A 24917-nucleotide genomic window follows, 5' to 3' on the forward strand; every position below is an offset into this window, starting at 1 on the left:
TCGACGCCCGAAAGGAATTTAGGTAATCATGCCAAACAGCCAAACTTCTCTATTAGGGCAGAAACGTTTTCTGCCCTACTTTATCACCCAATTTTTCGGCGCATTTAACGACAATATTTTTAAAAACGTTCTTCTGCTCTTTGTTGCCTTTGCTGGCACGGGTTTACTGCCTGTCTCAAGCAATCTTTTCATCAACCTCGCTGCCGGCTTATTCATTTTGCCTTTCTTCCTTTTCTCAGCCACAGCGGGCGTCCTCGCCGACAAATACGAAAAGTCTTGGTTTATCCGTAAGGTTAAGTTGGCCGAAATCGGCATCATGTGCTTAGGCGCGATTGGCTTTATCACCGAGAGCTACTTAATTCTATTGTTACTGCTGTTTTTGATGGGCACACAATCGGCATTTTTTGGTCCGGTCAAATACGCACTGCTACCCCAACAGCTAAAACAAGAAGAACTCGTGCCTGGCAACGCGCTGGTCGAAACTGGCACTTTCCTCGCGATCTTACTCGGCACTTTGGGTGCGGGGGTGATTGCATCAGCAGAGAGCGCGAAATACTGGGCCGCTGGATCGGTCATTGTATTTGCGTTACTGGGTTATATTGCGAGCCGCTCGATTCCGGAAGCACCTGCCGCCGCGCCAGATCTTAAGTTCCGTTGGCAACCGATTCGACAAACGAAACAAACCATCGCTATCGCCAAGGCCGACCGCACCACATTTCAGTCTTTAATGGCGATCAGTTGGTTCTGGTTTTTAGGTGCGGCATACCTTACCCAGTTCCCAAATTTTACCAAGGTCTACCTCAATGGTAGCGAAAGTGCGGTGTCGTTCTTGTTGGCGCTGTTTTCTGTCGGTATTGCCGCCGGGTCATTAGCGTGTGACAAGTTATCCAACCATCGGATTGAAGTCGGTATCGTCCCTATCGGCAGTTTAGGTATTACGATCTTTGGTTGGCTAATGGCAAGCTCGGTGCCTGAAACGTTGCCTGAGTTTGAAAACTTTGCTGATTTTGTCGCCTACCAGCCGCTGTGGTCGGTGTTTACCTATCTACTGCTATTAGGGGCTTCAGGTGGGATATTTATCGTTCCTTTGTACGCACTGATGCAGCAGCGTGCCAAAGCTACCGAACGTGCGCAAGTCGTTGCCGCGCTAAATATTTACAACTCATCCTTTATGGTCGGCAGCGCTGTATTAGGCATTGTCTGCCTGAGCCTGATCGGCATGACGATTCCACAGCTGTTTACGTTGCTAGCAGCGTTGAACTTGATGGTTGCAGTGTATTTATTTATGCAACGACCAATCTTTGTTATCCGATTCTTGGTTTGGGTGTTAACTCATACTATGTATCGAGTGAACCACAAGAACCTGCATTACTTGCCGAAAAAAAGTGGTGCGCTGATTGTTTGCAACCATGTCAGCTATATGGATGCGTTGTTGCTTTCTGCCGTATGCCCGCGCCTGATTCGTTTTGTGATGGAAGAAGATTACGCCAACCTGCCACCATTACGTCGTTTCTTGAAACGTGCTGGTGTGATCCCTATTTCGGCGAGCAATCGTAACTCCATTCGCCGCGCCTTCAATGAAGTTGAGCAAGCGCTGGCGGAAGGCCATATCGTGTGTATATTCCCTGAAGGTCGATTGACGGCTGATGGCGAAATGAATGAGTTTATGCGCGGAATGGATATCATCCTGAGACGCAGCCCGGTTCCGGTCATTCCTATGGCACTGAAAGGACTATGGGGAAGTTACTTTAGCCGTTACAAAGGTCGTGCGTGTAAAGGCCTACCGACACGCTTCTGGTCCAAGCTCGAAATCGAAGCTGGCGAGCCCGTGTCTCCAGATATCGCCACTACGACATTGATGCACGAAAAAGTGTCCGCACTGCGCGGCGACTGGCGTTAAGTATATCGACACCTGTTCAGATTTTCTGAACAGGTGTTCAGTTGATTCAATTATCTTTATCAAACCAAGTCGCTTACACTATGGCCTCTTCTGGTATTAAGCTATTGCAATAATGAATAACCTAAAAAAGCAATTTCCTTTTTGGCTTGCGCTCGTTGTCTGTCTGTTTCCCTTTGTTTCTTCCCCGACCGCGCTGGTTATCGGCTTTTTCCTTGCTTCTTTAGGCTTTGTTCCGACGCACCTCAACTTAGCCAAAATCACCAAAAAACTGCTTGCTTATTCGATTGTAGGCTTAGGGTTTGGCATCCAATTTCAACAAGCGCTAGCTGTTACAGCCGATGGCATTGGCATCATCATTGTCACAATTTTAGGCACATTAATTGTCGGCTGGTGGGTAGCAAAAGCGATTGGGTTGAACAAACAAACCGGGTATTTGATCTCGGCCGGCACGGCGATTTGTGGCGGTAGCGCGATAGCTGCCGTATCGCCAGCGATCAAAGCCAGTGATGAGCAAATCGGTCTTTCTCTAGCAACGGTGTTTGTACTGAACTCAATTGCGCTGTTTATCTTCCCCGTGATCGGCCACGCGCTGAACTTAGACCAACATACTTTCGGTACTTGGGCGGCGATAGCGATTCACGATACTTCGTCAGTGGTTGGAGCGGCTTCGGCCTACGGTGAGGAAGCGCTTACAACAGCAACGACACTTAAACTGGCAAGAGCGTTGTGGATCATTCCGGTTGCGTTATTTAGCGCCTTTTTGTTCCGTAATGAGTCAAAGAAAGTCACCATTCCCTACTTCATTTTGTTTTACTGCGTTGCGATCGCATTTAGCGATTTATTGCCGCAATTCGAGATGGTTTATCAAGGGATTTTCGAGGTAGCGAAACGAGCACTGGTGGTGTGTTTGTTCTTGATTGGTTGCGGTATTTCTATCGAGAAGCTCAGAGCGGCAGGCGCTAAGCCGCTAATGTTTGGTGTAAGTTTGTGGGTGTCGATATCAACGCTCTCACTCGCGTGGCTGACGATAAGTTAAAGCTCTTCTGGTTCAAACGCGGCCTTTTTGTGTCGCGTTTTCTTTATGCTGAACACTAATCCCAGCACCAATAGAAACGCAGACAGCTCCGCTAATGAGCGCGTTAATCCTTCGCTCTGCGTCGCTAAAATCACCTGAAGCACAATCGCCAAAATCAGTATTGCTTTCATCGCTCCGTCTTATACCCATATCCATAATTGAACCAGAATATTATGAATTAGAGTTATAAGCGGGTTAAATTCTCTTTTGGACTATGAAATCGCGAATTTAACTAAGTTGGGAGCTTAGCCAGCGCACGACCTTACTTCTTGGCACTTTTATCCCTTCTGTCAGCAAGATTTCCGGCATCGAATAGTAGCCAATTGGCCATTTGAAGCGCGTCAATGATCCAAGCGCACTTTCTATCTCTGCTTGCGAGAGCTCTGTACGGGTTTGAATTACAGCAACGGGGCGGTGACCAAACTCGGCATCTTCGACAGGCACGACAATAGACTGAATGATCTCGGGGTGCTTGTTAAGCTCAGCTTCGATCTCTTCGCAATGGATGTTTTCTCCGCCTGAGATAAACAGGTTGTCCGCCCGACCGATAATTTTCAGCTCGTCGTTAATCCATTCCCCTAGGTCTTTGCTGTCAAACCAACCGTCTTGTAGCAATGGCGTCAATTGCCCTTGATAGTAGTAACCCGACGCCAGTGTTTCACCGCCAATGAAGATCCGCTGTCCTTTGAGCATCACTTTACGGTTAGGCAGCATGCTACCAGCGCTGTAATGTTGGTCGATTTGTTTCGCGGTCACCGTTGATGCGGCTTCCGTCATGCCATAGCCCAGCCAGGTTTCAATTCCTTGCGCTGCCGCCTGCTGACTGAGAGAAAGAGGTACATGGCTACCGCCAAGTAACACATGCGTGAGTGACAGAGCTTGCTTGCTTTCCAATAGGCGCTTTAGTTGCGTCGCGACCAAAGAAGCATGGCTAACGCCACAAATGTCATTGTGTAGCTCACCGCTGCCGACTTTTAAGCTCGCGCCCGCTTGTAGCCAGCGATAAATGATCGCTAAACCCGACACGTGATACATCGGCAAGCTCAGTAACCAAGTATCTCCTTGTTGAAAGCGAAACTTCTCCAATAAGCCCGATGCGGAAGCAAGGTGCTGCTCACTGGTGTGCGCGACCGCTTTTGGAACTCCCATTGAGCCAGAGGTAAATACGATGGAGGCAATGTTCTTCGGGTCGTAATCGGATTCAACTTCATTAGAGGATTGTTGTGAGAAATGAATCGTCGCAAGCTCGCTAAGCACATCGTTATCTTGGACTAACCACAATTTACGTGCATTCGCATCTGCGTAGAGCGCATCCAGTTTCGTTTCCAACTCAGCTTTGGTTTGCGGCATTGCCAGCGCGCATATGGCGCCAATTTCCATACAGGCGAGATAGGTAAAGACTAATTCAGCGCTATTCTTACCAACACAAGTCAGAACCTGATTTTTCGCTACGCCTTGAACGCGCAAAGAAGCAGCAACACACTCTACTTTCGCTGCTAATTGCTGCCAAGTGTATTGAGCCTGAGGAGTCGAAAGAGCTAACAAAGATGGGCTCTGCTGAGCCCATCTTTTAAGTGGTGAAACGCGACTTGTCATCAGCACTGCCAAATCAGCGCTTGGTCAGCTAAAGATGCAACTGGCAGTTCACAACCCGGCCATGCGACTTCAAGCTGCTGAGCAAACAAGCCAACAGTATCTAACCCTGGAACTTCTTCAGGTAGCTGCCATTGAGCCAATCTGGCAAGTTGGGTCAGACCTAAACTTGATTCAATACTTGAGCTGATTATCGCTTTGATTCCCAGCACCTTGGCTTTTTCCATCAGAGCAATACAACGCTCGACTGAACCAATCAGAGTCGGCTTGATGATGATCGCTTTAGCGCCGTTAAGATCTTGCAGAGCAAAGGCATCTTTACGAATCGCATGTTGCAGGGTTTCGTCCCAAGCAATCGCAATACCTGTATTGATGGCAAATGAGAAGCTGTCTCCTGGCACTTGGCAAGGCTCCTCAATAAACGCAATACGTTGACGCAAAGACGGCGCAATTTTCTTAGCAAACTGCTGTGCTTTTTCAGCAGTCCAGGCTCGGTTAGCATCCAAGCGAAGAGACAAGTCCGGAATGGACTCTAAGAATAGATTGACTAACATGCCGTCGCGAATCGGTTCATACAGGCCGACTTTGATCTTCGCGACTTTCTCACCTTGCATGGCATTGAGCTTCGGCAACAGTTCGTCTGGATCACCTGAACATAACGGCGCAGCTTGGTAACAGCCCTCTTGCGGCAAGATATTGTCCAATTCAAGTTGCGCCATCGAAATACCGAAGGCAACCGATGGGTAAAGCTCATCAAGCGCTAATTCTTCACCGCGCTGCCACTGAGCCAGTTGCTCAACCAACTGCGAGTAAACGTCATCCAACGACTCAATACTAAACCCTGGCAGCGGAGCGACTTCGCCTCTACCTAGTTGACCATCCTGTGCTAGCTCAACGATGAAACCCTCACGAACTTTCAATCGTTGTTCACGCAGTATCACGCCACTGTCCATCGGCAATTCATAGCGATACAGTTTGGCAGATCTCATACCAATATTCCCTTTCCGTTATCTAGATAAAATAAGCGTTGATTCAAATACGGATTCGATGTCAGGCAGCAATCACATCTTGCTGCCTAAATTGAATACGTGTGACGACGCTTTATGGGTTACGAGGGAACTTATTAAAGTCTGGGCGACGCTTCTCGTTGAATGCGTTGCGACCTTCCTGACCTTCTTCGGTCATGTAGAACATCATTGTCGCATTGCCCGCGAGTTCTTGCAGACCCGCCTGACCATCACAGTCCGCGTTCAATGCCGCTTTAAGACAACGCAGCGCCATTGGGCTGTGTTGTAGCGTTTCACGACACCAACGTACCGTTTCTTTTTCTAGATCTTCGAGAGGAACAACCGTGTTTACTAGCCCCATGTCTAACGCTTCTTGTGCGTCGTAGAAACGACAAAGGAACCAGATTTCACGAGCTTTCTTCTGACCAACAATACGTGCCATGTAGGATGCGCCCCAGCCACCATCAAAAGAGCCCACTTTAGGACCGGTTTGGCCGAACTGCGCGTTTTCAGCTGCGATCGTTAGGTCACACATCATATGCAGAACGTGACCGCCACCGACAGCCCAACCTGCAACTGAAGCAATCACAGGCTTTGGACAAGTACGAATCTGGCGTTGGAAATCCAACACGTTTAGATGGTGCGTACCTGAATCGTCTTGGTAGCCGCCGTAATCGCCACGGATTTTTTGGTCGCCGCCTGAACAGAAGGCTTTCTCGCCCAAGCCAGTCAGGATGATCACGCCAACGCCTTCATCATAGCGAGCATCTGCTAGCGCGTTGATCATCTCTTTTACGGTTTGCGGACGGAATGCGTTGTGCACTTGTGGGCGCGCAATTGTGATTTTCGCAATGCCATCTTCTGATTTGTGGTACTGAATATCTTCATATTCACCTGAGCAGTCATTCCAGTAGACTGGAGCGTAGAGTTCTTCTTCTGAGATACCGACTGTTTTTGACATGGTGATTCCTGTTTGTTTCTCTAGCTAACCCACCCAACTAAGGTGTTAAGTGAGTTTCGATTTGATTGGAAATAATCTTCGCGAACGCTTTGGGTTGCTCTCGGTGAGCATTATGACCCGCATGCGCCACTTGGCTAAAAGACAAGCCGCTTTGCTTTGCTAACAGGCTAAACTTGCTGTCTTGTTCGCCACAAATATAGTGTGTTCTTACACCCGCCTCTTTCATCGAGTCGAGTAAATATTCTTGTTTGGCGAGTGATGTTGCCATCAACATAGTCGCCACCGCAGGGCCAAGATTAGCACTGCGCTTAGCCACCAGTTCTTGTCTTTGCTCATGCTTTAGTGAGCTAAATACTGGTTGCTGATACCAATCGTTCAAAACCTGTTCAATTGGCTCCTTGCTGAATCTATCCGCCCAGTTTGCATCGTTTTTCAGGCGGGTTTGTTTATCCGCTTCTGTTTGCAAACCAAAATTGCCACCTTCAATGATCACTTGTTGAATATTCAACGAAGGGAAGTACTGTTTGGCAATGCCTGTCATGGCGATGCGGGCGCCAAGCGAATAGCCAACTAATACTATAGGACGATGCGGAGCAACTTGGGTAAGTAAGGTGTCAGATATTTGATTGCAACAATCTCGAAAGTTATTACACGACTGCAAAGCACTCAGGCCATGACCGGGTAAATCGATAGTGATGTTGGGTAAGTCACCGAGGTGTTGCAATGGCGCATCCCAATCTTCACTAGAGCCGAGTAAACCATGGAGGAAAACCACCACAGGTCCGGGTGTACTGTTGAGATTGGCGCTTGATCGACTATAAAGCATAAACTTGTTGGGTAAACTCTTTGAGTTGTTGAGACGCTTGCTCTGGAGGGGTTTGCACTTCGATGAGTAACGTCCCCTTGCCTTGTTCCAAATGCTCAGTCAGCAAGTGTTGATACTCAGCTAGGGTTTCAGGTTTTGCGTAAGCGAGGTTGAATTGCTTGGCGGCAAATTCAAATTCAAAACCGTGCGGCATTTGATACAACGCCTGTTTTTGTTGCTCTGGAACGGGCAGCAAGTCAAAGATCGCGCCGCCGTCGTTGTTGGTCACGACAATTGCTACCGGTACGGTAACTCGGCTTAGCAGCGCCAAGGAGTTCAAGTCGTACAATAGCGAAGTGTCACCAATGTATATAACCAGCGGCTGCTGATTGGCATTCACAACACCGCAGGCAGTCGCAATCAAACCATCAATTCCCGATGCGCCACGATTACTGTAAACCTCGTAACCATCGACTCGACTGAACATATCAACCAAACGGACAAACAAACTGTTGCCAAGGAAGATTTGTGTCTCCTTCGGCAGTTGGTTGAGTGTCAACGCCAACGCAATTTCGGTCAGCTTGGTATCGGTCGACAGATGCAGCGACGCTAACTCGCTCAACTGGTTTGCGAAAGGGATAAGTCCATCACTCCAACCAGACTGCGGCTCAGCCAGCACTGGCACAGCTTTGCTGAACGCATTTAGCCAAACCTCAATGTCACACACATGATGGGTTTGCATTAAGTGGGCTTGGTTATTACGGTCAACATTGTCTGCGACATAATGATAGTCAGCACCACGGTCTTCAACCTGTTTGAGCAACCATTGGTTTAGACGCTTCGAGACAATACGAGAGCCGAGCTGAACCACTAGTTCACATTGATTGAGTTGTTCAGCCTTGTCCGCGTTTTGTAGCCAAAGATCATAGTGCGCCCATTCAGAGGTTTGTCCTGATTGCGGATCACACAGAAGCGGCCAACCGAGTTTTTGTGCCAAACGCTTCGCTTTGGTTGCCTCTTCTAGCGTTACGCTACCAGCAATGATCACGCCTTTCTTATCGATAAAATCCGGAACTTGAATATTGGGCACACTCTGAGCAGATAGTTTGCGAGTGTAAGTCTCTGAACCCTGCCACCAGCGAGCGACACCGTCGAGATAGTCTTGATAGATAGCTTTTGATTCTGCGCTGTATAACGGCTCTGGAAACGGGCAGTTGATGTGTACTGCACTGCCCTTTTGCGCTTGCTCGAACATGACTTGATCGATTGACGTTAGCAGCCACTTTAGCGGCGTATGTAAACTCGGACTTGGTAGTTCAAGCGCGGCAGACACATGTTCAGAGAAAATACCTGACTGATTGATGGCCTGATTGGCACCGCAGCCGACTAACTCGATTGGGCGATCAGCCGTCAGCACCACCAGCTTTTCTCCGGTGAGCTTGGCTTCCGCAATCGCAGGTAATAAGTTCGCTACCGCCGTGCCAGAGGTGACGACAATCGCAACAGGTCGCTTTGAGGCTTTGGCCAAACCAAGCGCCAGAAAGCCTAAACCGCGCTCATCAAAATGGGGATGTAAGGTCAGTTTGCTGTTTTCGTCCGCTTCTAGTGTCAGTGGCGTCGAACGAGACCCTGGTGCAACACAAACATCAGTCACACCAAAACGGCTTAACTCTTCTAAAATCGTCTGACACCAAATTCGGTTGATTACAGCCTGATGAATTGGATGAGTACTCATTTATGATGCCACTCCAAGTGGCGCGTGGTCTGAGATCAGAGACAGTAGCGTCGACATTTTCTTATCCAGCTCTTGCCATTCATGTTCAGCCACCGAGCCAGGAACAATCCCCGCTCCAGCAAATAGCTGTACCTCGTCACCAAGCACTAATGCGCTACGAATCGCCACGCAAAACTCTGCACGTTGATGACTAATAAAGCCCATCGAGCCCGCGTACCAACCACGAGCAAAAGGTTCGTGTTTTTGGATAAACGCCATCGACTCTTTGCGCGGCAAGCCCGCGACTGCAGCGGTAGGTTGTAAAGCGCTTAACAATTGCACGCCATTGACACCCTGTTTTAAGTTGGCGTGAATGCTACGCTTGAGATGCTGCACTTTACGCAGGCGCACCAAACGCGCCTCTTCTTCCACGCACACATCGTCTGAATGCGGAGTCAGGCGCTCAACGATGTCATCAACCACGTATTGGTTTTCGTTGAGGTTTTTGGCGTCGTTCGCCAACCAGTTTGCCAGCTCCATATCGTGACTGGCGTTTTTACCGCGACCAATCGTGCCTGCAAGCGCCTCGGTATACAGTTCTTGGCCTTGTCTTGCGTACAATCTCTCCGGTGTTGAACCAATGAAACTATGCCCTTTATCGAGCGACAACATAAAGTGGAAGCTATGGTGATTCTGTAAGTAACTCGCTTTTAAAAACTGAGAAGCGCACAGAGACTCGTCCAGTATCACCGAGGTTTTACGCGCCAGCACCACTTTCTTAAATTCATCGTTTTCAATCCCTGTGAGCACTTTCTCAACCAACTCACCCCATTGTTGTTTACAAGGCGTGTGCTCGATGTGCTGCACATGCGCAGACACGGGAGAAAGCGTGCTAACGTCAAATTGCAGTTTGTAGAGTGCGGCAAGCGTGCGGTGCTTTTCGGCGGAAAGGTTCACCGCCAGAGATAGCTGGTCGTCAAATCGAATCAGTTCAATTTGCGGTAAGAAGAACAGCGAAGACATGCAACGACGGTTTTTGTCGGTATGACCGTCGAACGAGCGGCCACCCCAAATGCGTTGCTCGCCAGAAAGAATCGTATATGCGGGCGCAGGGTCGACAAACGTATGTAACTGACCCAGTGCGACAACTTCTTCACGAGTGTCACGAGACTGCCAATAAAACTTAGGAAATAGCGGCTGAGATTCCAGCCAATCGATAAATGTAAAGTCCGGTTTTTCCTCAAGAATTTGAACTAGACGGTGTTCTCCGTCTCCTGCATTCTTTACACGCTCAATCAGTTTCGTAACGGCTTGATGAAAATATGACAAATCAGCCTCGTATGCATGGGGATTGTTATTCATTTTAAACCGCTACTCTATTAATAGACCCTATCCAAATCAAGGTTGTCGCAAATGTTTTGCATAATCCTGTGATAATGCGCGTGCTACAAAGGTTAAATATCTTTATTCATTCCAGATTTTTATTCTAAAGAATCTATTTTTGATGTAGTTTAATAAAGAAATACAATTAAATTTAGGTTTTATTCAATGCAAAATATCGGGATGTCGTCAAAACTCGACAATGTCTGCTATGACATTAGGGGTCCTGTACTCAAACATGCTAAGCGCATGGAGGAAGAAGGGCATAAAATACTAAAGCTGAACATTGGGAATCCCGCCCCATTTGGCTTTGACGCCCCTGACGAAATCCTGGTCGATGTAATCCGTAACCTGCCTACTTCTCAGGGTTACTGTGATTCAAAAGGCATCTACTCGGCTCGTAAGGCTGTCGTTCAGCACTATCAACGTAAAGGTATCCGCTCACTGGATGTCGAAGACGTTTACATCGGTAATGGTGCGTCTGAGCTGATCGTTATGTCGATGCAAGCCTTGTTGAACAACGGCGACGAAATGCTAGTACCAGCGCCGGATTACCCACTGTGGACGGCCTCGGTGTCTCTGTCTGGCGGTAAAGCGGTGCATTATCTATGTGATGAAGAAGCAGACTGGTACCCAGATCTTGATGACATCAAAAAGAAAATCACGCCAAAAACGCGCGGCATTGTTCTGATCAATCCGAACAACCCAACAGGCGCGGTGTACAGCCGTGATTTCCTATTGGAAGTGATCGAAATTGCGCGCAAACACAAGCTGATCATTTTCGCTGATGAAATCTACGACAAAGTGCTTTACGACGGCGCAACGCATACCTCTATTGCGACGTTGACCGAAGACGTTTTGGTTGTGACCTTCAACGGTCTGTCCAAAGCGTATCGCGTGTGTGGTTTCCGTGGCGGCTGGATGTTCCTGACGGGTCCGAAACATCAAGCGCAGGGTTACATCAACGGCTTAGAAATGCTCGCCTCAATGCGTTTGTGTGCCAACGTACCAATGCAGCACGCAATTCAAACCGCATTAGGCGGCTACCAAAGTATCAACGAGCTGATTCTTCCGGGTGGACGTCTACTGGAACAACGCGACCGTGCATACGAGCTGATCACTCAGATCCCTGGCGTTTCTTGTGTGAAGCCAAAAGGCGCGATGTACTTGTTCCCGAAAATCGACACTAAGATGTACAACATTAAAGACGACCAGAAGATGGTGCTTGATTTCTTGATTCAAGAAAAAGTGTTGTTAGTACAAGGCACTGGCTTCAACTGGCCAAAACCAGACCACTTCCGTATCGTGACATTACCGCACGTTGAAGATCTGGAAATGGCGATTGGACGCTTCGAGAGATTCTTGTCTACTTACAGCCAGTAGTAATTAGCGTCTAACTTTCATATGCTTAAAGGGTACTCATTGAGTACCCTTTTTCGTTTTCAGGGAGCCGTTTATGTCAGAAGAAAAGCCAAAAGAAAGTCACTTTTTTGCCCATCTAGCACGTATGAAGCTCATTCAACGCTGGCCGTTGATGCGTTCGGTGTCGACAGAAAACATTTCCGAGCACAGCTTACAAGTCGCCTTTGTCGCCCACGCGTTAGCCGTAATAAAAAATAAAAAATTTGGCGGTGATTTAAATCCAGAAAGGATTGCACTGCTTGGCATGTATCACGATACCAGTGAAGTGCTCACTGGGGATTTGCCAACACCAGTCAAATACTTCAACCCGGAGATTGCTAAAGAGTATAAAAAGATCGAAGCAATCGCCGAAAAGCGCCTGCTCTCGATGCTACCGGAAGAACTTCACGAAGACTTTGCACCATATTTAGTTTCTGATGCCACACATCCGGAAGACGCCGCGATCGTCAAACAAGCCGACACGATTTGCGCCTACCTAAAGTGCTTGGAAGAACTGAGCGCAGGTAACCACGAGTACGCATTGGCGAAAAAGCGCCTTGATGTCACTCTCAAGGAGCGCCATTCGCCAGAGATGGAGTACTTTTTAACGATATTTGCCCCAAGCTTTGAGTTATCTTTAGACGAAATCAGTTAATCATGTTCAACTAGTGGCGGATAATAAAAAGTAAATCAACGCCATCTCTGACATGTAACCACGTAAAAATTTACGCACACACATGTATTTTAAAGAGTAAGTAATTAGAGTATTTCTGGAAGCCTGTTTATGACGTTTAATATCAGCGATTTATGGCACGAGCGCCACGACGACGAGCATAAGATTCGTCGTGACGACCATCGAAGCCCTTTTCAGCGCGACCGAGCGCGTATTCTTCATTCCGCTGCGTTTCGTCGTCTACAAGCCAAGACACAAGTTCACGGCAACAGCTTTGACGACTTTCACCGCACCCGCTTGACTCACTCGCTTGAAGCCGCACAACTTGGCACGGGTATCGTCGCGCAAATCAAAAAGAAGCAACCTGAGTTTCGTGACTTATTGCCGAGTGACAGTCTGATTGATTCCATTTGTCTGGCGCACGATATTGGCCACCCGCCTTACGGTCACGGCGGTGAAGTCGCGCTGAACTACATGATGCGTGACCACGGTGGATTTGAAGGCAACGCACAGACATTTCGTATTGTGACCAAGCTTGAGCCGTACACAGAAAACTTCGGTATGAATTTGGCGCGTCGCACTTTATTGGGCTTGGTGAAGTACCCTGCCCTGATCAGCCAGACTCGCGCAAAAATCATCCCAAACAGTGTCTCGCACCAGCGCAAGTTACGCGCTCGAGAATGGATGCCAGCCAAAGGTTTGTATGATTGCGATAAAGAGCTATTTGACTGGTTGCTCGCACCGCTAAACGACAATGACAAAACCTTGTTTAGCCTGATGCGTGAAGATACGCTCGCCGATCATCAACACCGAAAAACTCGTTATAAGTCGATCGACTGTTCAATCATGGAGTTGGCAGACGATATCGCTTACGGCGTACATGATTTGGAAGACGCATTAGTACTGGGCATGGTCAACCGCCATCAATGGATTGAAGGCGCGGCGAGTAAGTTGGCGGAATGTGGCGACCCTTGGTTTGAAAAACACATCGCTTCGATTACCGAAATGCTGTTTTCCGGTACTCATTTCCAGCGTAAAGACGCGATTGGTGGAATGGTTAACGCGCTACTGACGAGTATTTCTATCAAGCCCGTCGACGCGCCATTCGAGTGCGAGCTGCTGGCATTCAATGCGTATCTTGAACCGACGATGGATAAAGCATTAGAGATATTGAAGCACTTCGTCAGTGAGTATGTGATTCAAGTGCCACACGTTCAGGTTGTCGAGTACAAAGGGCAGCAAATCATTATGGATATCTTTGAAGCGTTAAGCGCCGATCCAGAAAGGCTACTGCCAATACAAACTCGTCAGAAATGGCTCGAGCGCAAAGATGAAAGCGCGGGATACCGAGTGATTGCCGACTACATTTCGTCAATGACAGACGGACACGCGCAGCGACTCCACCAGCAGCTCTTTTCTTCTCATTAAACGCAACCGTCATTCCTGCAAGCAAGTTGGAATGACGGTATCTCACAAATGTTTTGCGTTACGCGGTCGCGACAAAGTCATCCAGCTTTTCACGCAACACACACTTCTCCGCTTCGCTGATAAAACTGGCGTCAATGGCATTGCACGTAAATAGTGCCAGCTCTTCTCGGCTTAACGCATGACTTTCCGCGACCGCGCGGAAGTTATCGGTCATGTAACCACCAAAATAAGCTGGGTCATCTGAGTTGATGGTGACGCACAAACCTCGGCGCAGCAGCTCAACAATATTGTGGTCACGCATTTCATCAAACACTTTCAGCTTGGTATTCGACAACGGGCACACGGTCAACGGCATTTTACTTTCGGCTAACAGGGCGACCAGTTGCTCGTCGTCTGCGCAGCGTACCCCGTGGTCAATGCGAGACACATTAAGCAACTCCAGACTGTTGTAAATATTGCTGACTGGCCCTTCTTCGCCAGCATGCGCCACCGTTATAAAGCCCTCGTCACGTGCTTTACTGAACACACGTTCAAACTTCTCTGGTGGATGGCCTAACTCAGACGAATCCAGCCCCACCCCGATAATCTTATCTTTATGAGGCAACGCCATCTCTAACACTTCAAACGCGCTCTCTTCATCTAAGTGACGTAAAAAGCACATGATGATGCGGCTAGTGATACCCAACTGCTCAAGGCCGTCTTTCATTGCTCTGTCGATACCAGCAATCACAGTATCAAAATGAATACCACGCGCGGTATGCGTTTGTGGATCAAAAAAGATTTCCGTGTGAATGACGTTGTCTTGTTGGCACTTGAGCAAGTACGCCCACGTCAGGTCGTAGAAATCTTGCTCTTCAATTAACACATTCGCACCTTGATAATAGATATCTAAAAACGACTGCAAGTTGGTAAATTCATACGCGGCTTTGACTTCTTGTGGTGAAGCAAAAGGCAGGTCGATTTGGTTACGCTGCGCGAGTTGGAACATCATTTCCGGCTCTAATGTGCCTTCGATGTGCAGATGGAGTTCAACTTTGGGTAGTTGACGAATAAAAGTAGCTTGGTTCACGCTTGTCTCCTCATTAGATGATTATGAACAAACGCTTTTCTCGAGATGAATTTGTGGCATACAAAGAGAAAAGCGCAGTGCACTTAACTCTTCGTAATCTGGAGTTTACGGTTCCAGGTAGAGACTCCCACACCGTATCAGTGGGATTATACGAAGCACGCATGGCGGATATCCCAGCCAAACGTTTTCGGCGGCATTATATTCAGACAAGTTGCCCGATGGCAACGATGCGCTTGAAATTAATTTTAGACGCTATTGTTATTACTGTAGATAATTTTTCTCAAACACACCGGGTGGCATCTGCTTGATTTGAAACTCGATCATCTGATTAAACGATTCGATCAACGGAGAGAAGTCGTGCTCAGGTTGCAACAATGACAGGATGTGATAACCCGCCTCTACAGTAGATAAACTGTTATCACTCGGCGCTTTGCGAATCCGATAGTTGCCTTGCAGATTTTCCGGTAACTTAATTAACGGCAAGGTGTGCAAGTTGCTCGACAACTGCCACATTTTATAAGCCTTCTTCCAGGTTCCATCGAGTAAGATAACACGCACTTTCTCACCGTTATCGAGCTTGTCTGCCACTTGATTGTGGGTCAACGCCCCTTCTCCGGGATAAAGGATAAAATGGTGGTATTGGTGATCGCTGAGTAGTTGATTCAGCGCTTCGTGCTCACTGAAATCCTCACCGACAAAGTAGTGGCTGTTCGCCAAGGAGAGTTTTAAGATCCGCGCCGTTCCCATGGGTCTGTTTGTTTCACTCGGATGTTGTAAGATGACCAACTCAACATTCGATGTTAGTCTTTGTATCCATTTACAAATACAAGCTTTTTGTGACTTTCCACATTGAGAACAGTATCGGGACATAGTGTGCGCTTATTTGTTTTGTTAATCGCTATCAGCTTGCTGTGCTTAGGACTCCAGTTTGAGCCTATGCTTTCACTTGCTGAATGGCATCGCCAATTAATTTTAGATGGTCAGTGGTGGCGAATCCTATCAGGAAACTTTACCCACACCAACTTTGCGCATCTCGGCATGAACCTCGCCGCACTTTGGATCATCAGTTTTATTTTCAAGCCGACGGCGAAGTTGTGGCTTTTCAGCTTAGTAGTAATCAGCATATCGGTCGGGTTACTCAACTTCTTCAGCGATATGACCACTTACGTTGGCTTATCTGGCGTATTGCACGGTTTGTTTGCCTGCTTTGCACTGAAAGAAGCCCTAGACGGAAGAAAAAGCAGTTGGCTGCTGGTAGCAGGTGTTATCGCCAAAGTGACTTGGGAGTTGACCATGGGCGCCTCGCAATCCACTAGCGAACTTATCAACGCACGTATTGCGGTAGAGTCGCATTTGTTTGGTGTAATCAGTGGTTTCTTATTTGCACTGATGCTTCGCTATGCGCCTCAACTCAACATCTTGAAAAACTCTCAGCGTTAATTTCAGTTGATGTTCCTACCTAAAGGGCGCAGAATGGCGCCCTTTTCTCAGTAAGTAAATTGTCTGAGAACATCCCCCCCAATTTATACAGAGATCAATTTATGGGTTTTACCTCTTTAGGCCTTTCTGCCCCAATTCTTAAAGCTATTGAAGAACAGGGTTACGACAAACCGTCTCCGATTCAGGAGCAAGCTATCCCAGCCGTATTAGAAGGCAAAGATGTGATGGCAGCAGCGCAGACAGGCACAGGTAAAACAGCAGGCTTTACACTGCCGATTCTTGAACGCCTCGACAACGGCACTCGTGTAAAAGGCAATCACGTACGCGCTTTGATCCTAACGCCGACTCGTGAGCTAGCGGCTCAGGTTCAAGAGAACGTGTTCAAATACAGTCGATACCAACGCCTGACTTCCACTGTGGTTTTTGGTGGGGTGAAGATTAACCCGCAAATGATGAAACTGCGTAAAGGCTGTGATGTACTGGTGGCGACACCGGGCCGTTTGTTGGACCTATACCAACAAAACGCGATTAAGTTTGAGCAACTTGAAGTGTTGGTTTTAGACGAAGCTGACCGCATGCTTGACATGGGCTTTATCCGCGATATCCGTAAGATTCTGGCGCTGTTACCAGAAAAACGTCAAAACCTACTGTTCTCTGCGACCTTCTCAGCCGAGATCCGCGAGTTAGCAAAAGGCTTGGTGAATAACCCAGTAGAAGTATCGGTTAACCCAGAAAACTCAACCGCAGTTACGATTGAGCAGTCCATTTACCCAGCAGACAAGCGCAAGAAAGCGCCAATGTTGGTTAAGCTGATCAAAGACGGCGATTGGAAACAGGTATTGGTTTTCTGCCGCACCAAACACGGCGCAAACCGCCTTGCCTTCTTCCTAGAGAAAGAAGGCATTACCGCTGCACCGATTCACGGTAATAAAAGCCAAGGCGCTCGTACTCGTGCATTAGCCGATTTTAAATCAGGCGATGTTCGCGTTTTGGTTGCTACCGATATCGCCGCGCGTGGTATTGATATCCCTCAGTTACCACAAGTGGTTAACTTTGAACTGCCGCACGTTGCTGAAGATTACGTACACCGCATTGGTCGTACAGGTCGTGCGGGTGAAGTTGGCCGAGCATTCTCTCTTGTTGAAGCAGACGAAGCTGGCGAACTATTTGCGATTGAGCGTTTGATTCAACAAGTATTGCCTCGTTTAGAAATTGAAGGTTATAAGCCAGCGAACGAGTTGCCAGAATCCAAACTGGATACTCGTCCAATCAAACCGAAAAAACCTAAGAAGCCGAAGAAACCAAGAACCGACCACGCGGACGGTCAACGCTCTGGAGACAATGCACGCGGTCATAAACCAGCGGGCAAAAACAAGCGCCACTTTGGTCACAACAAAGCTAACGGCGAAAACTCAAATAAAGGCAACCAAGGTAAACGCGGAGACAGTAAGTCCGGTGCAGGTAACGCCAAAAGCCCTGCAGCGAACAACGGTCAAAAACGTCGTCGCCCAGCTAACCGCAAGCCGAGTAACGCTCAACCAAAAGCATAGCTTCGACAATTTTTATGATTGATACAAACCCCACCAATGCGTGGGGTTTGTTTTATTCTAGTTATCTTGAAAATTTCCCTAAGTCTCAAATAATACCAATCACAGTAAGTAAATGGTCAGAAATAGCGTAGGAAAAATGCTTGAGAACAAGGCAAAATTTTTCGATAAGTAGTTATTCTACAATCAAAAATTTTAACGCAGTTATCGAGTATTTTAACAAGCTAGAATGAACAGTTATTTACTACGATTGGTATAAATAGATTCAACTTCGAATCACGTTTGGTTAAAGTTGCCATTACGAATCCTTGAACAGCTGACGCCATGCTCTCGACCGCTCAACGCAGAAACGAAATCCTGCAATACATCCAAACCCACCAGAAAGGTGAGGTGTCCTATTTTGCTGAGCAATATGGCGTGTCAGAAGTCACCATCCGCAGTGATCTAAACCAATTAGAGCGCCAAGGCTGCGTTACTCGTTGCTATGGTGGCGCGTTGCTAAACTCTCAATTCGCGTTCGAAAAACCACTCAACGACAAAAAGCAGCTCAATAGCGATATCAAAGCGAAGTTAGGCCAATACGCGGCGTCATTGATCCAAGATGGCGATAAGATCATCCTTGATTCTGGCTCGACGACAGAACAAATTGCCTACCACCTAAAAGGCAAAAGCAACATTACCGTGATGACTAACGGCATTAACATCGCCTACCACCTTGCGAATCAAGCCAATGTGGAAGTGATGGTTACAGGCGGTTTAATGAGGAAAAACTCTTATTCGTTGTATGGTGCTGGCGGCGAGGCGTTTCTCTCAGGTTTTCGTTTCAACAAACTGTTTTTAGGCGTCGATGGCTTCGACAAATTGGCTGGAGTAACCACACCGCACCAAGGTGAAGCGGACATTAACCGCCAAATGGTGGAAGCCGCACAAAACATCATTGCGATTACCGATTCATCCAAGTTTAACCGCCAAAGCTTTTGCTTAATCGCTCGTCCAGAGCAACTCAATATCCTGATTACCGATAGCGGAATTCCTCAAGACTACGTTGAAGAACTCTCTGCACTCGGCTTAGAAGTGCATATCGTTGAATAAGTTAGAATGACAACTTCGTCATCTATCGACTCGAAAATAACTTTTCCAACGACCCATTCAGACCACCAATAATTCACCCAAATATAAAAACTGTGAAGTCACGCAGTTTGCATTTCGAAACCCCTACTTTTTCTACTATTTGTTTACAACTTTCACTGTGAAAGATCGCCAACCTTTGATTTACGTCGATTTCGGCACAGCGTTTCAGCTTTAGAGTGAAAGCTTCACCTTTCACTTTCATTCAAACGAAAGGTTTTTCACTCCCAAACCGAAAGAAAAGCGAATGTGATCTCGCGTTTAATTTCGCTTTCTGACACCTGCTTTAATACCAATCAAAAGAAATCGAAACATTTCGTCCAACAACCGAAATGTAGCGAAAGAGGAATTGGTAATGACAAATGCAGAACGAAGACAACACATGATGGCACATATTCGTGCTCATGGATCAGGCAAGGTCGATGAGTTTGCAAACCAGTACAAGGTGTCCGCCGTCACCATTCGCCATGACCTCAACTTACTTGAGAAAGAAGGTTGCGTATTCCGCTGTTACGGCGGGGCAACACTTAACCCAAATTTTGCTTTCGACCAGCCTTTGTATCGCAAAGACCAACTCAATCGAAGCGCGAAACAGAGCATTGCTCAAGCGGCTGCAGCACTGGTGAAAGATGGTGAGGCGATCATCTTAGACTCAGGGACCACTATCGGCCTCATGCCTCAGTACCTCGCTTCAAAACAGCAATTGGTGGTAATGACCAACGCGCTCAATACCGCTTATCAGCTCAACAACATAGAGAACATCGATTTGCACGTCGTCGGCGGCAGTTTACGTCGTGCGTCTTGTTCTCTGATTGGTCACCACGGCGAGCAACAAATCCGCTCCTATTTGTTCGACAAGCTGTTTCTTGGCGTCGATGGATTTGACCTTCAATCAGGCATCACCACGCCAGACAACCATGAAGCGCAAGTCAACCGTGCAATGTGCGATGTCGCGAGACAAATCATTGCGGTAACCGACTCCAGCAAGTTCGGCCGCAAAAGCTTTTGCATGATCCGCCCAGCGAGCCAAATCGACGTTCTGGTGACCGATAGTAATATCCCCCATGCCACCCATCAGGCTCTACTTGATATGGGTGTCGAAGTCATTCTTGCTGACCAAACCATTAACTAGGAATTCCCATGAAATCGTTACTTTCGCTTATCGAACAACACAAACAAGGACACACCAAGGGGATTTACTCTGTTTGCTCTGCGCACCCACTCGTGCTTGAAGCGGCGATCCAACAAGCAGCAAATGACAACCAGTTGGTGTTGATTGAAGCGACGTCTAATCAGGTCAACCAATTTGGCGGCTACACCGGCATGACACCGCAAGACTTTGCTAGCTACGTTTTCCAGCTCGCAAACAGCCTCAACTTTCCAGTCGACAACATCGTGTTAGGCGGTGACCACTTAGGCCCAAACTGCTGGCAACATCTTAACGTGAAGCAAGCGATGGAATATTCCGCCCAGATGATTCACGACTATGTCTCCGCTGGCTTTAAGAAAATCCACCTTGATTGCTCTATGCCTTGTGCCGATGACCAACTGCCGTTGAGCGAAACCATCATGGCGGAACGCGCAGCGCAGCTTTGTCTAGTGGCAGAAAACGCTTGGCAAAGTATTGGCGGTGAAGCGCCTGTTTATGTCATCGGTACCGAAGTACCAACGCCTGGCGGTGCGCTGGAATCGTTAGAAGACGAAGGTATTGAAGTCACCAAACCAGAAGAAGCGCTTGCGACGTTAAACGCCCATCACCAAGCATTCAGCGATATCGGTATCGCTAACGTCTGGTCACGCGTGATCGGTTTGGTTGTTCAACCCGGCGTCGAGTTTGACCACCATAACGTTCACCACTACGACAGTGCCAAAGCTCAGGCTTTAAGTCAGCTTATTGAACACCAGCCAAACATTGTGTTTGAAGCGCACTCCACCGATTACCAAAACCCGCCCGCTTATCACCAGCTAGTGCGTGACCACTTTGCGATTCTAAAAGTCGGTCCAGCTTTAACCTTTGCCTTGCGCGAAGCCCTTTACGGCTTAGACCGAGCGGAAAAAGAGTGGCTCGGCACGCATCACGCCTCTCACCTACGCGAAACCATCGAACAGGTTATGCATGAACAGCCTAACTACTGGCGCTCACACTACTCGAGCAAAGGACACCAACAATTTTTAGATTGTAGCTACAGCTTGAGCGACCGCATTCGCTACTACTGGACACATCCAGAAGTGAAAGCGGCGCAACAGGCTCTGTTTGACAATCTGCTAGCAAAACCGCTGCCCGTGACTCTCCTTAGCCAATATTTGCCAAATCAAGCTAAGGCTATCTCTCAACATAAAATTCAAAATCTGCCCGCTGAAATTGTGATGCACAAGATCATGGAAGTCACCGAGGTGTACTCCAAAGCCTGTTATTCCAACGCAGTGGCGCAAAAGGAGACTATTCAATGACTGCTTTTTTAGGCTACGAACGCTCTTGGTTAGAGCAGCACAATGGTATTCACACCGCGCAAGAAATCAGCCACCAACCTCGTTTATGGCGTGCTCTCGCGACGATTCTCGAACAAAGCTACAACCAGTTAAGCGCATTCATTGACCCATTACTCGCTCGCGAAGATCTGCGCATCATCCTAACCGGCGCAGGTACATCCGCTTTTGTCGGAGACGCCGCAGCTCCCTTTATCCAAGCGGGATTACGTTTCCAAGTAGAGTCGATTCCGACCACCGATTTGGTATCGAATCCAGAGCAATATTTAGACCCGAGCCGCCCGACGCTTTTAGTCTCCTACGCTCGTTCAGGTAACAGTCCAGAGAGTGTTGCCGCAGTCGCACTGGCCGATCAATTGGTCGAAGATTGCTACCACCTCTTTTTGACCTGTAACGGCGACGGTGAACTCTCTCGCTACGCAGAAAACGCCAAGAATGCGTGCTGTCTACTAATGCCGGAAGGCTCAAACGACAAGAGCTTTGCCATGACCTCAAGCTTCAGTTGCATGTTGATGTCGACGTTGACGCTGCTTGGTGGTGGAACTCCGCAGCAATGGCAACACCAAATCAACGCCACCGCCACATTATGTGAAGCCAAAATTGAACAGTGGCAAGCGAGCATCAAATCCCTTGCAACTTTGCCTTACCAACGTTTGGTGGTTCTAGGCAGCGGCGGTTTTGCCGGACTCGCCCGTGAAGCCTCTCTGAAATCATTGGAGCTGAGCGCGGGCAAAGTGATGACAACCTTCGACTCTTCTTTGGGTTTTCGTCATGGGCCTAAGTTCTCCATCAACGAACAGGCACTCGTGATTCAACTGCTTTCCAGTGACAGCTACACCCGTCAGTACGATTTAGATCTGTTTCATGAGATTCGTCGTGACAACCAAACGCTCGCTCACGTGGCGATCAGCGAATTCGCCATGAGTGAAAGCGATGTGTTTGAACTCGGCCAGCTTGGCTTGGGCGACCAATGGCTCTGCTTCCCATTCATCCTGTTCTGCCAAATGTTGGCGTTTGAAAAGTCACTCCAATTGGGATTAGGGCCGGATAACCCGTGCCCAACAGGTGAAGTTAACCGTGTGGTGCAAGGTGTCACCATCTACCCATTCAATTACTCATTTTAAAAGGAATAAACCATGCCAAATATCGTTTTAAGTCGCATTGATGAGCGCCTTGTTCACGGACAAGTAGGTGTGCAATGGGTAGGTTTTGCCAACGCCAACATTATCGTCGTCGTTAACGACGAGGTGGCTGAAGATTCCATTCAGCAAAACCTGATGGAAATGGTGCTCGCCGACGGTATCGCAATCCGCTTTTGGACGGTGCAGAAAACCATCGACACCATTCATAAAGCCGCTGATCGCCAACGCATTCTGTTGGTATGCCGCACGCCAAAAGACTTCCGTCAATTGGTGGAAGGTGGCGTACCAATTAGCAATATCAACGTAGGTAACATGCACTACGTGGAAGGAAAAAAACAAATCTCCAAAACGGTTTCAGTTGATTCTGAAGACCTGGCGGAATTTGCACAATTAAAAGCGCGAGGAGTGACCTGCACGATCCAAGGTGTGCCCACTGAAAGCGCAACTGACCTCTTTACTCTTATCTAAATAATTAAGGACACCAATCATGGAAATAGGACTATTTCAGGCGTTGATGCTCGGCATTTTAGCCTTCTTCGCCGGCCTAGATTTATTTAACGGTCTCACCCACTTCCACCGTCCAGTTGTACTCGGTCCACTTGTCGGCCTAATTTTAGGCGACTTACAAACCGGTATTTTGGTCGGCGGTACTCTAGAGCTGATCTGGATGGGTCTTGCTCCTCTAGCAGGTGCACAACCGCCAAATGTAATCATCGGTACGATCGTCGGCACAGCCTTCGCTATCACAACCAAAGTAGAGCCAAATGTCGCGGTTGGTGTCGCGGTGCCATTCGCTGTCGCGGTTCAGATGGGTATCACCCTACTCTTCTCAGCGATGTCTGCGGTGATGTCTAAATGTGATGAATATGCGCAAGCCGCCGACACCGACGGTATCGAACGTGTCAACTACATGGCTCTTGCAGTACTAGGGACGTTTTACTTCTTATGCGCATTTTTACCTGTCTACCTTGGTGCAGAGCATGCTGGCAAAATCGTTGAAGTTCTGCCAAAAGACCTCATCGACGGCTTAGGCGTTGCTGGTGGCATCATGCCAGCAATTGGTTTTGCAGTGCTGATGAAAATCATGATGAAGAACGCTTACATCCCATACTTCATCCTCGGCTTTGTTGCAGCGGCGTGGCTACAACTACCAATCCTAGCGATTGCTGCCGCAGCGACTGCGATGGCGATCATCGACTTTATGCGTAAATCAGAACCTACCCCAGCAACAACAGCATCAGCAGAGGACTTTGAAGATGGAATCTAATGTAAGTAATGAACTCGACCTACGTCGTCAGAGCGCTGATGTGCAACCTGCACCTGGAGTGTCTCCTGACGAGTACGAGAATAAAGAGATTGGTGCTGAGTTAACCAAAGCCGACATCAATCGTATGGCGTGGCGCTCACTCCTATTACAAGCGTCTTTCAACTACGAACGTATGCAAGCATCGGGTTGGCTATACGGCCTGATCCCAGCATTGAAAAAGATCCACACCAACAAAGCGGACCTATCCAAAGCGATGCAAGGCCATATGGGTTTCTTCAACACCCACCCATTTTTGGTGACATTCGTTATGGGCATCGTGCTGGCGATGGAACGCTCAAAACAGAACATCAACAGTATTCAAAGCACCAAGATTGCAGTAGGTGCCCCAATGGGCGGTATCGGTGACGCGATGTTCTGGCTCACGCTATTGCCAATTTGTGGTGGTATCGGTGCGGACTTAGCGTTGCAAGGCTCCATCATGGGCGCGGTGTTCTTCTTCGTACTGTTTAACGTGGTGCACTTTGGTTTGCGCTTTGGTCTTGCTCACTATGCCTACCGTATGGGTGTTGCAGCGATTCCGGTCATCAAAGCCAATACCAAGAAAGTCGGACACGCGGCTTCTATGGTCGGTATGACCGTGATTGGCGCACTGGTTGCGACTTACGTACGCCTGTCTACAACCGCTGAAATCACCGCAGGCGACGCCGTGGTGAAACTGCAGGGCGATGTTATCGACAAGTTGATGCCAGCGTTTTTACCTCTGGTGTACACCCTGGCGATGTATGCCCTTGTTAAGCGCGGTTGGAGCCCTCTCAAGCTTATCGGTATCACGGTTGCTCTTGGTGTCGTTGGTCGCTTTATGGGCTTCCTATAACTCTTATTTCCACATGCAGTATTGGG

General features: G+C 48.0%; 23 protein-coding genes and 1 riboswitch. Of the genes, 14 read left to right on the top strand and 9 right to left on the bottom strand.

Annotated elements, in window-relative coordinates; genetic code table 11:
- Window positions 1-28 precede the first annotated feature (28 nt).
- Window positions 29-1900 carry an MFS transporter gene (locus AKJ31_RS05575; RefSeq protein ID WP_053408120.1) on the top strand — a complete coding sequence of 624 codons (1872 nt, stop codon included), beginning with the start codon at window positions 29-31 and terminating at the stop codon, window positions 1898-1900.
- Between the two features lie 112 nt (window positions 1901-2012).
- Window positions 2013-2936 carry a YeiH family protein gene (locus AKJ31_RS05580; protein ID WP_053408121.1) on the top strand — a complete coding sequence of 308 codons (924 nt, stop codon included), beginning with the start codon at window positions 2013-2015 and terminating at the stop codon, window positions 2934-2936.
- On the opposite strand, the gene AKJ31_RS23195 is transcribed toward AKJ31_RS05580, so the two are convergent.
- The 7 genes from AKJ31_RS23195 to AKJ31_RS05610 form a co-directional block, all read right to left on the bottom strand.
- Complete coding sequence (locus tag AKJ31_RS23195; protein ID WP_167419012.1) at window positions 2933-3106, bottom strand: hypothetical protein; 174 nt, start codon at window positions 3104-3106, stop codon at window positions 2933-2935. The two genes, AKJ31_RS05580 and AKJ31_RS23195, sit on opposite strands and share 4 nt — an antisense overlap.
- 97 nt (window positions 3107-3203) lie before the next feature.
- On the bottom strand, window positions 3204-4571 hold the full coding sequence (gene menE, locus AKJ31_RS05585) for an o-succinylbenzoate--CoA ligase (RefSeq protein WP_053408122.1): 1368 nt from the start codon (window positions 4569-4571) through the stop codon (window positions 3204-3206).
- Window positions 4571-5557, bottom strand: coding sequence for an o-succinylbenzoate synthase (gene menC, locus AKJ31_RS05590; protein WP_053408123.1), 987 nt, complete (start codon window positions 5555-5557; stop codon window positions 4571-4573). Before menC ends, menE begins: the two co-directional genes overlap by 1 nt.
- A gap of 112 nt (window positions 5558-5669) precedes the next feature.
- Window positions 5670-6536, bottom strand: a complete 867-nt coding sequence (gene menB / locus AKJ31_RS05595; protein ID WP_053408124.1) for a 1,4-dihydroxy-2-naphthoyl-CoA synthase — start codon at window positions 6534-6536, stop codon at window positions 5670-5672.
- Between the two features lie 37 nt (window positions 6537-6573).
- Window positions 6574-7362: a 2-succinyl-6-hydroxy-2,4-cyclohexadiene-1-carboxylate synthase gene (menH, locus tag AKJ31_RS05600; RefSeq protein ID WP_053408125.1), complete on the bottom strand. Its 789-nt coding sequence runs from the start codon at window positions 7360-7362 to the stop codon at window positions 6574-6576.
- Entirely contained in the window at window positions 7352-9076 is a 1725-nt protein-coding gene (gene menD, locus AKJ31_RS05605; protein WP_053408126.1) for a 2-succinyl-5-enolpyruvyl-6-hydroxy-3-cyclohexene-1-carboxylic-acid synthase, read from the bottom strand. Before menD ends, menH begins: the two co-directional genes overlap by 11 nt.
- On the bottom strand, window positions 9077-10417 hold the full coding sequence (locus AKJ31_RS05610; protein WP_053408127.1) for an isochorismate synthase: 1341 nt from the start codon (window positions 10415-10417) through the stop codon (window positions 9077-9079).
- Between the two features lie 186 nt (window positions 10418-10603).
- Here AKJ31_RS05610 and AKJ31_RS05615 point away from each other — a divergent pair, with 186 nt between their 5' ends.
- The 3 genes from AKJ31_RS05615 (at window position 10604) to AKJ31_RS05625 (ending at window position 13937) form a co-directional block, all read left to right on the top strand.
- A complete protein-coding gene (locus tag AKJ31_RS05615; protein WP_053408128.1) occupies window positions 10604-11818 on the top strand; it encodes a pyridoxal phosphate-dependent aminotransferase in 1215 nt (404 codons plus the stop codon).
- A 73-nt stretch (window positions 11819-11891) separates the two neighbouring features.
- Window positions 11892-12491: a 5'-deoxynucleotidase gene (gene yfbR / locus AKJ31_RS05620; protein WP_053408129.1), complete on the top strand. Its 600-nt coding sequence runs from the start codon at window positions 11892-11894 to the stop codon at window positions 12489-12491.
- Window positions 12492-12620: 129 nt separating this feature from the next.
- The gene (locus AKJ31_RS05625) at window positions 12621-13937 is read left to right on the top strand and encodes an anti-phage deoxyguanosine triphosphatase (protein WP_053408130.1); all 1317 of its coding nucleotides are present in this window, start codon (window positions 12621-12623) and stop codon (window positions 13935-13937) included.
- Between the two features lie 58 nt (window positions 13938-13995).
- Here the strand turns inward: AKJ31_RS05625 and AKJ31_RS05630 are convergent, their stop codons facing one another.
- Together AKJ31_RS05630 and AKJ31_RS05635 are read right to left on the bottom strand one after the other, a co-directional pair.
- Window positions 13996-15006, bottom strand: a complete 1011-nt coding sequence (locus tag AKJ31_RS05630) for an adenosine deaminase (RefSeq protein ID WP_053408131.1) — start codon at window positions 15004-15006, stop codon at window positions 13996-13998.
- Window positions 15007-15080: 74 nt separating this feature from the next.
- Window positions 15081-15180, bottom strand: a riboswitch (purine riboswitch).
- Window positions 15181-15267: 87 nt separating this feature from the next.
- The gene (locus AKJ31_RS05635; RefSeq protein ID WP_053408132.1) at window positions 15268-15876 is read right to left on the bottom strand and encodes a tRNA-uridine aminocarboxypropyltransferase; all 609 of its coding nucleotides are present in this window, start codon (window positions 15874-15876) and stop codon (window positions 15268-15270) included.
- A 3-nt stretch (window positions 15877-15879) separates the two neighbouring features.
- Here AKJ31_RS05635 and rrtA point away from each other — a divergent pair, with 3 nt between their 5' ends.
- The 9 genes from rrtA to agaE all read left to right on the top strand — a co-directional run bounded on the left by rrtA (window position 15880) and on the right by agaE (window position 24891).
- Window positions 15880-16446, top strand: coding sequence for a rhombosortase (rrtA, locus tag AKJ31_RS05640; RefSeq protein ID WP_053408133.1), 567 nt, complete (start codon window positions 15880-15882; stop codon window positions 16444-16446).
- A gap of 101 nt (window positions 16447-16547) precedes the next feature.
- Complete coding sequence (locus AKJ31_RS05645; RefSeq protein WP_053408134.1) at window positions 16548-17996, top strand: DEAD/DEAH box helicase; 1449 nt, start codon at window positions 16548-16550, stop codon at window positions 17994-17996.
- 321 nt (window positions 17997-18317) lie between these two features.
- Window positions 18318-19085, top strand: coding sequence for a transcriptional repressor AgaR (gene agaR / locus AKJ31_RS05650; RefSeq protein WP_053408135.1), 768 nt, complete (start codon window positions 18318-18320; stop codon window positions 19083-19085).
- A gap of 391 nt (window positions 19086-19476) precedes the next feature.
- Window positions 19477-20253 (top strand): transcriptional repressor AgaR, encoded by a 777-nt coding sequence (gene agaR / locus AKJ31_RS05655; RefSeq protein WP_053408136.1) that lies wholly within the window; start codon window positions 19477-19479, stop codon window positions 20251-20253.
- Window positions 20254-20261: 8 nt separating this feature from the next.
- A complete protein-coding gene (locus tag AKJ31_RS05660; protein WP_053408137.1) occupies window positions 20262-21572 on the top strand; it encodes a D-tagatose-bisphosphate aldolase, class II, non-catalytic subunit in 1311 nt (436 codons plus the stop codon).
- The gene (locus tag AKJ31_RS05665; RefSeq protein ID WP_053408138.1) at window positions 21569-22732 is read left to right on the top strand and encodes an SIS domain-containing protein; all 1164 of its coding nucleotides are present in this window, start codon (window positions 21569-21571) and stop codon (window positions 22730-22732) included. The genes AKJ31_RS05660 and AKJ31_RS05665 overlap by 4 nt, the downstream gene beginning before the upstream one ends.
- A gap of 12 nt (window positions 22733-22744) precedes the next feature.
- Window positions 22745-23218 (top strand): PTS N-acetylgalactosamine transporter subunit IIB, encoded by a 474-nt coding sequence (agaV, locus tag AKJ31_RS05670; protein WP_025522671.1) that lies wholly within the window; start codon window positions 22745-22747, stop codon window positions 23216-23218.
- A gap of 19 nt (window positions 23219-23237) precedes the next feature.
- Window positions 23238-24017 (top strand): PTS N-acetylgalactosamine transporter subunit IIC, encoded by a 780-nt coding sequence (gene agaW / locus AKJ31_RS05675; protein ID WP_053408139.1) that lies wholly within the window; start codon window positions 23238-23240, stop codon window positions 24015-24017.
- Entirely contained in the window at window positions 24007-24891 is an 885-nt protein-coding gene (agaE, locus tag AKJ31_RS05680; protein WP_025522675.1) for a PTS N-acetylgalactosamine transporter subunit IID, read from the top strand. Before agaW ends, agaE begins: the two co-directional genes overlap by 11 nt.
- Window positions 24892-24917 lie beyond the last annotated feature (26 nt).

Source organism: Vibrio hepatarius (assembly GCF_001274785.1).
Lineage (GTDB): Bacteria > Pseudomonadota > Gammaproteobacteria > Enterobacterales > Vibrionaceae > Vibrio > Vibrio hepatarius.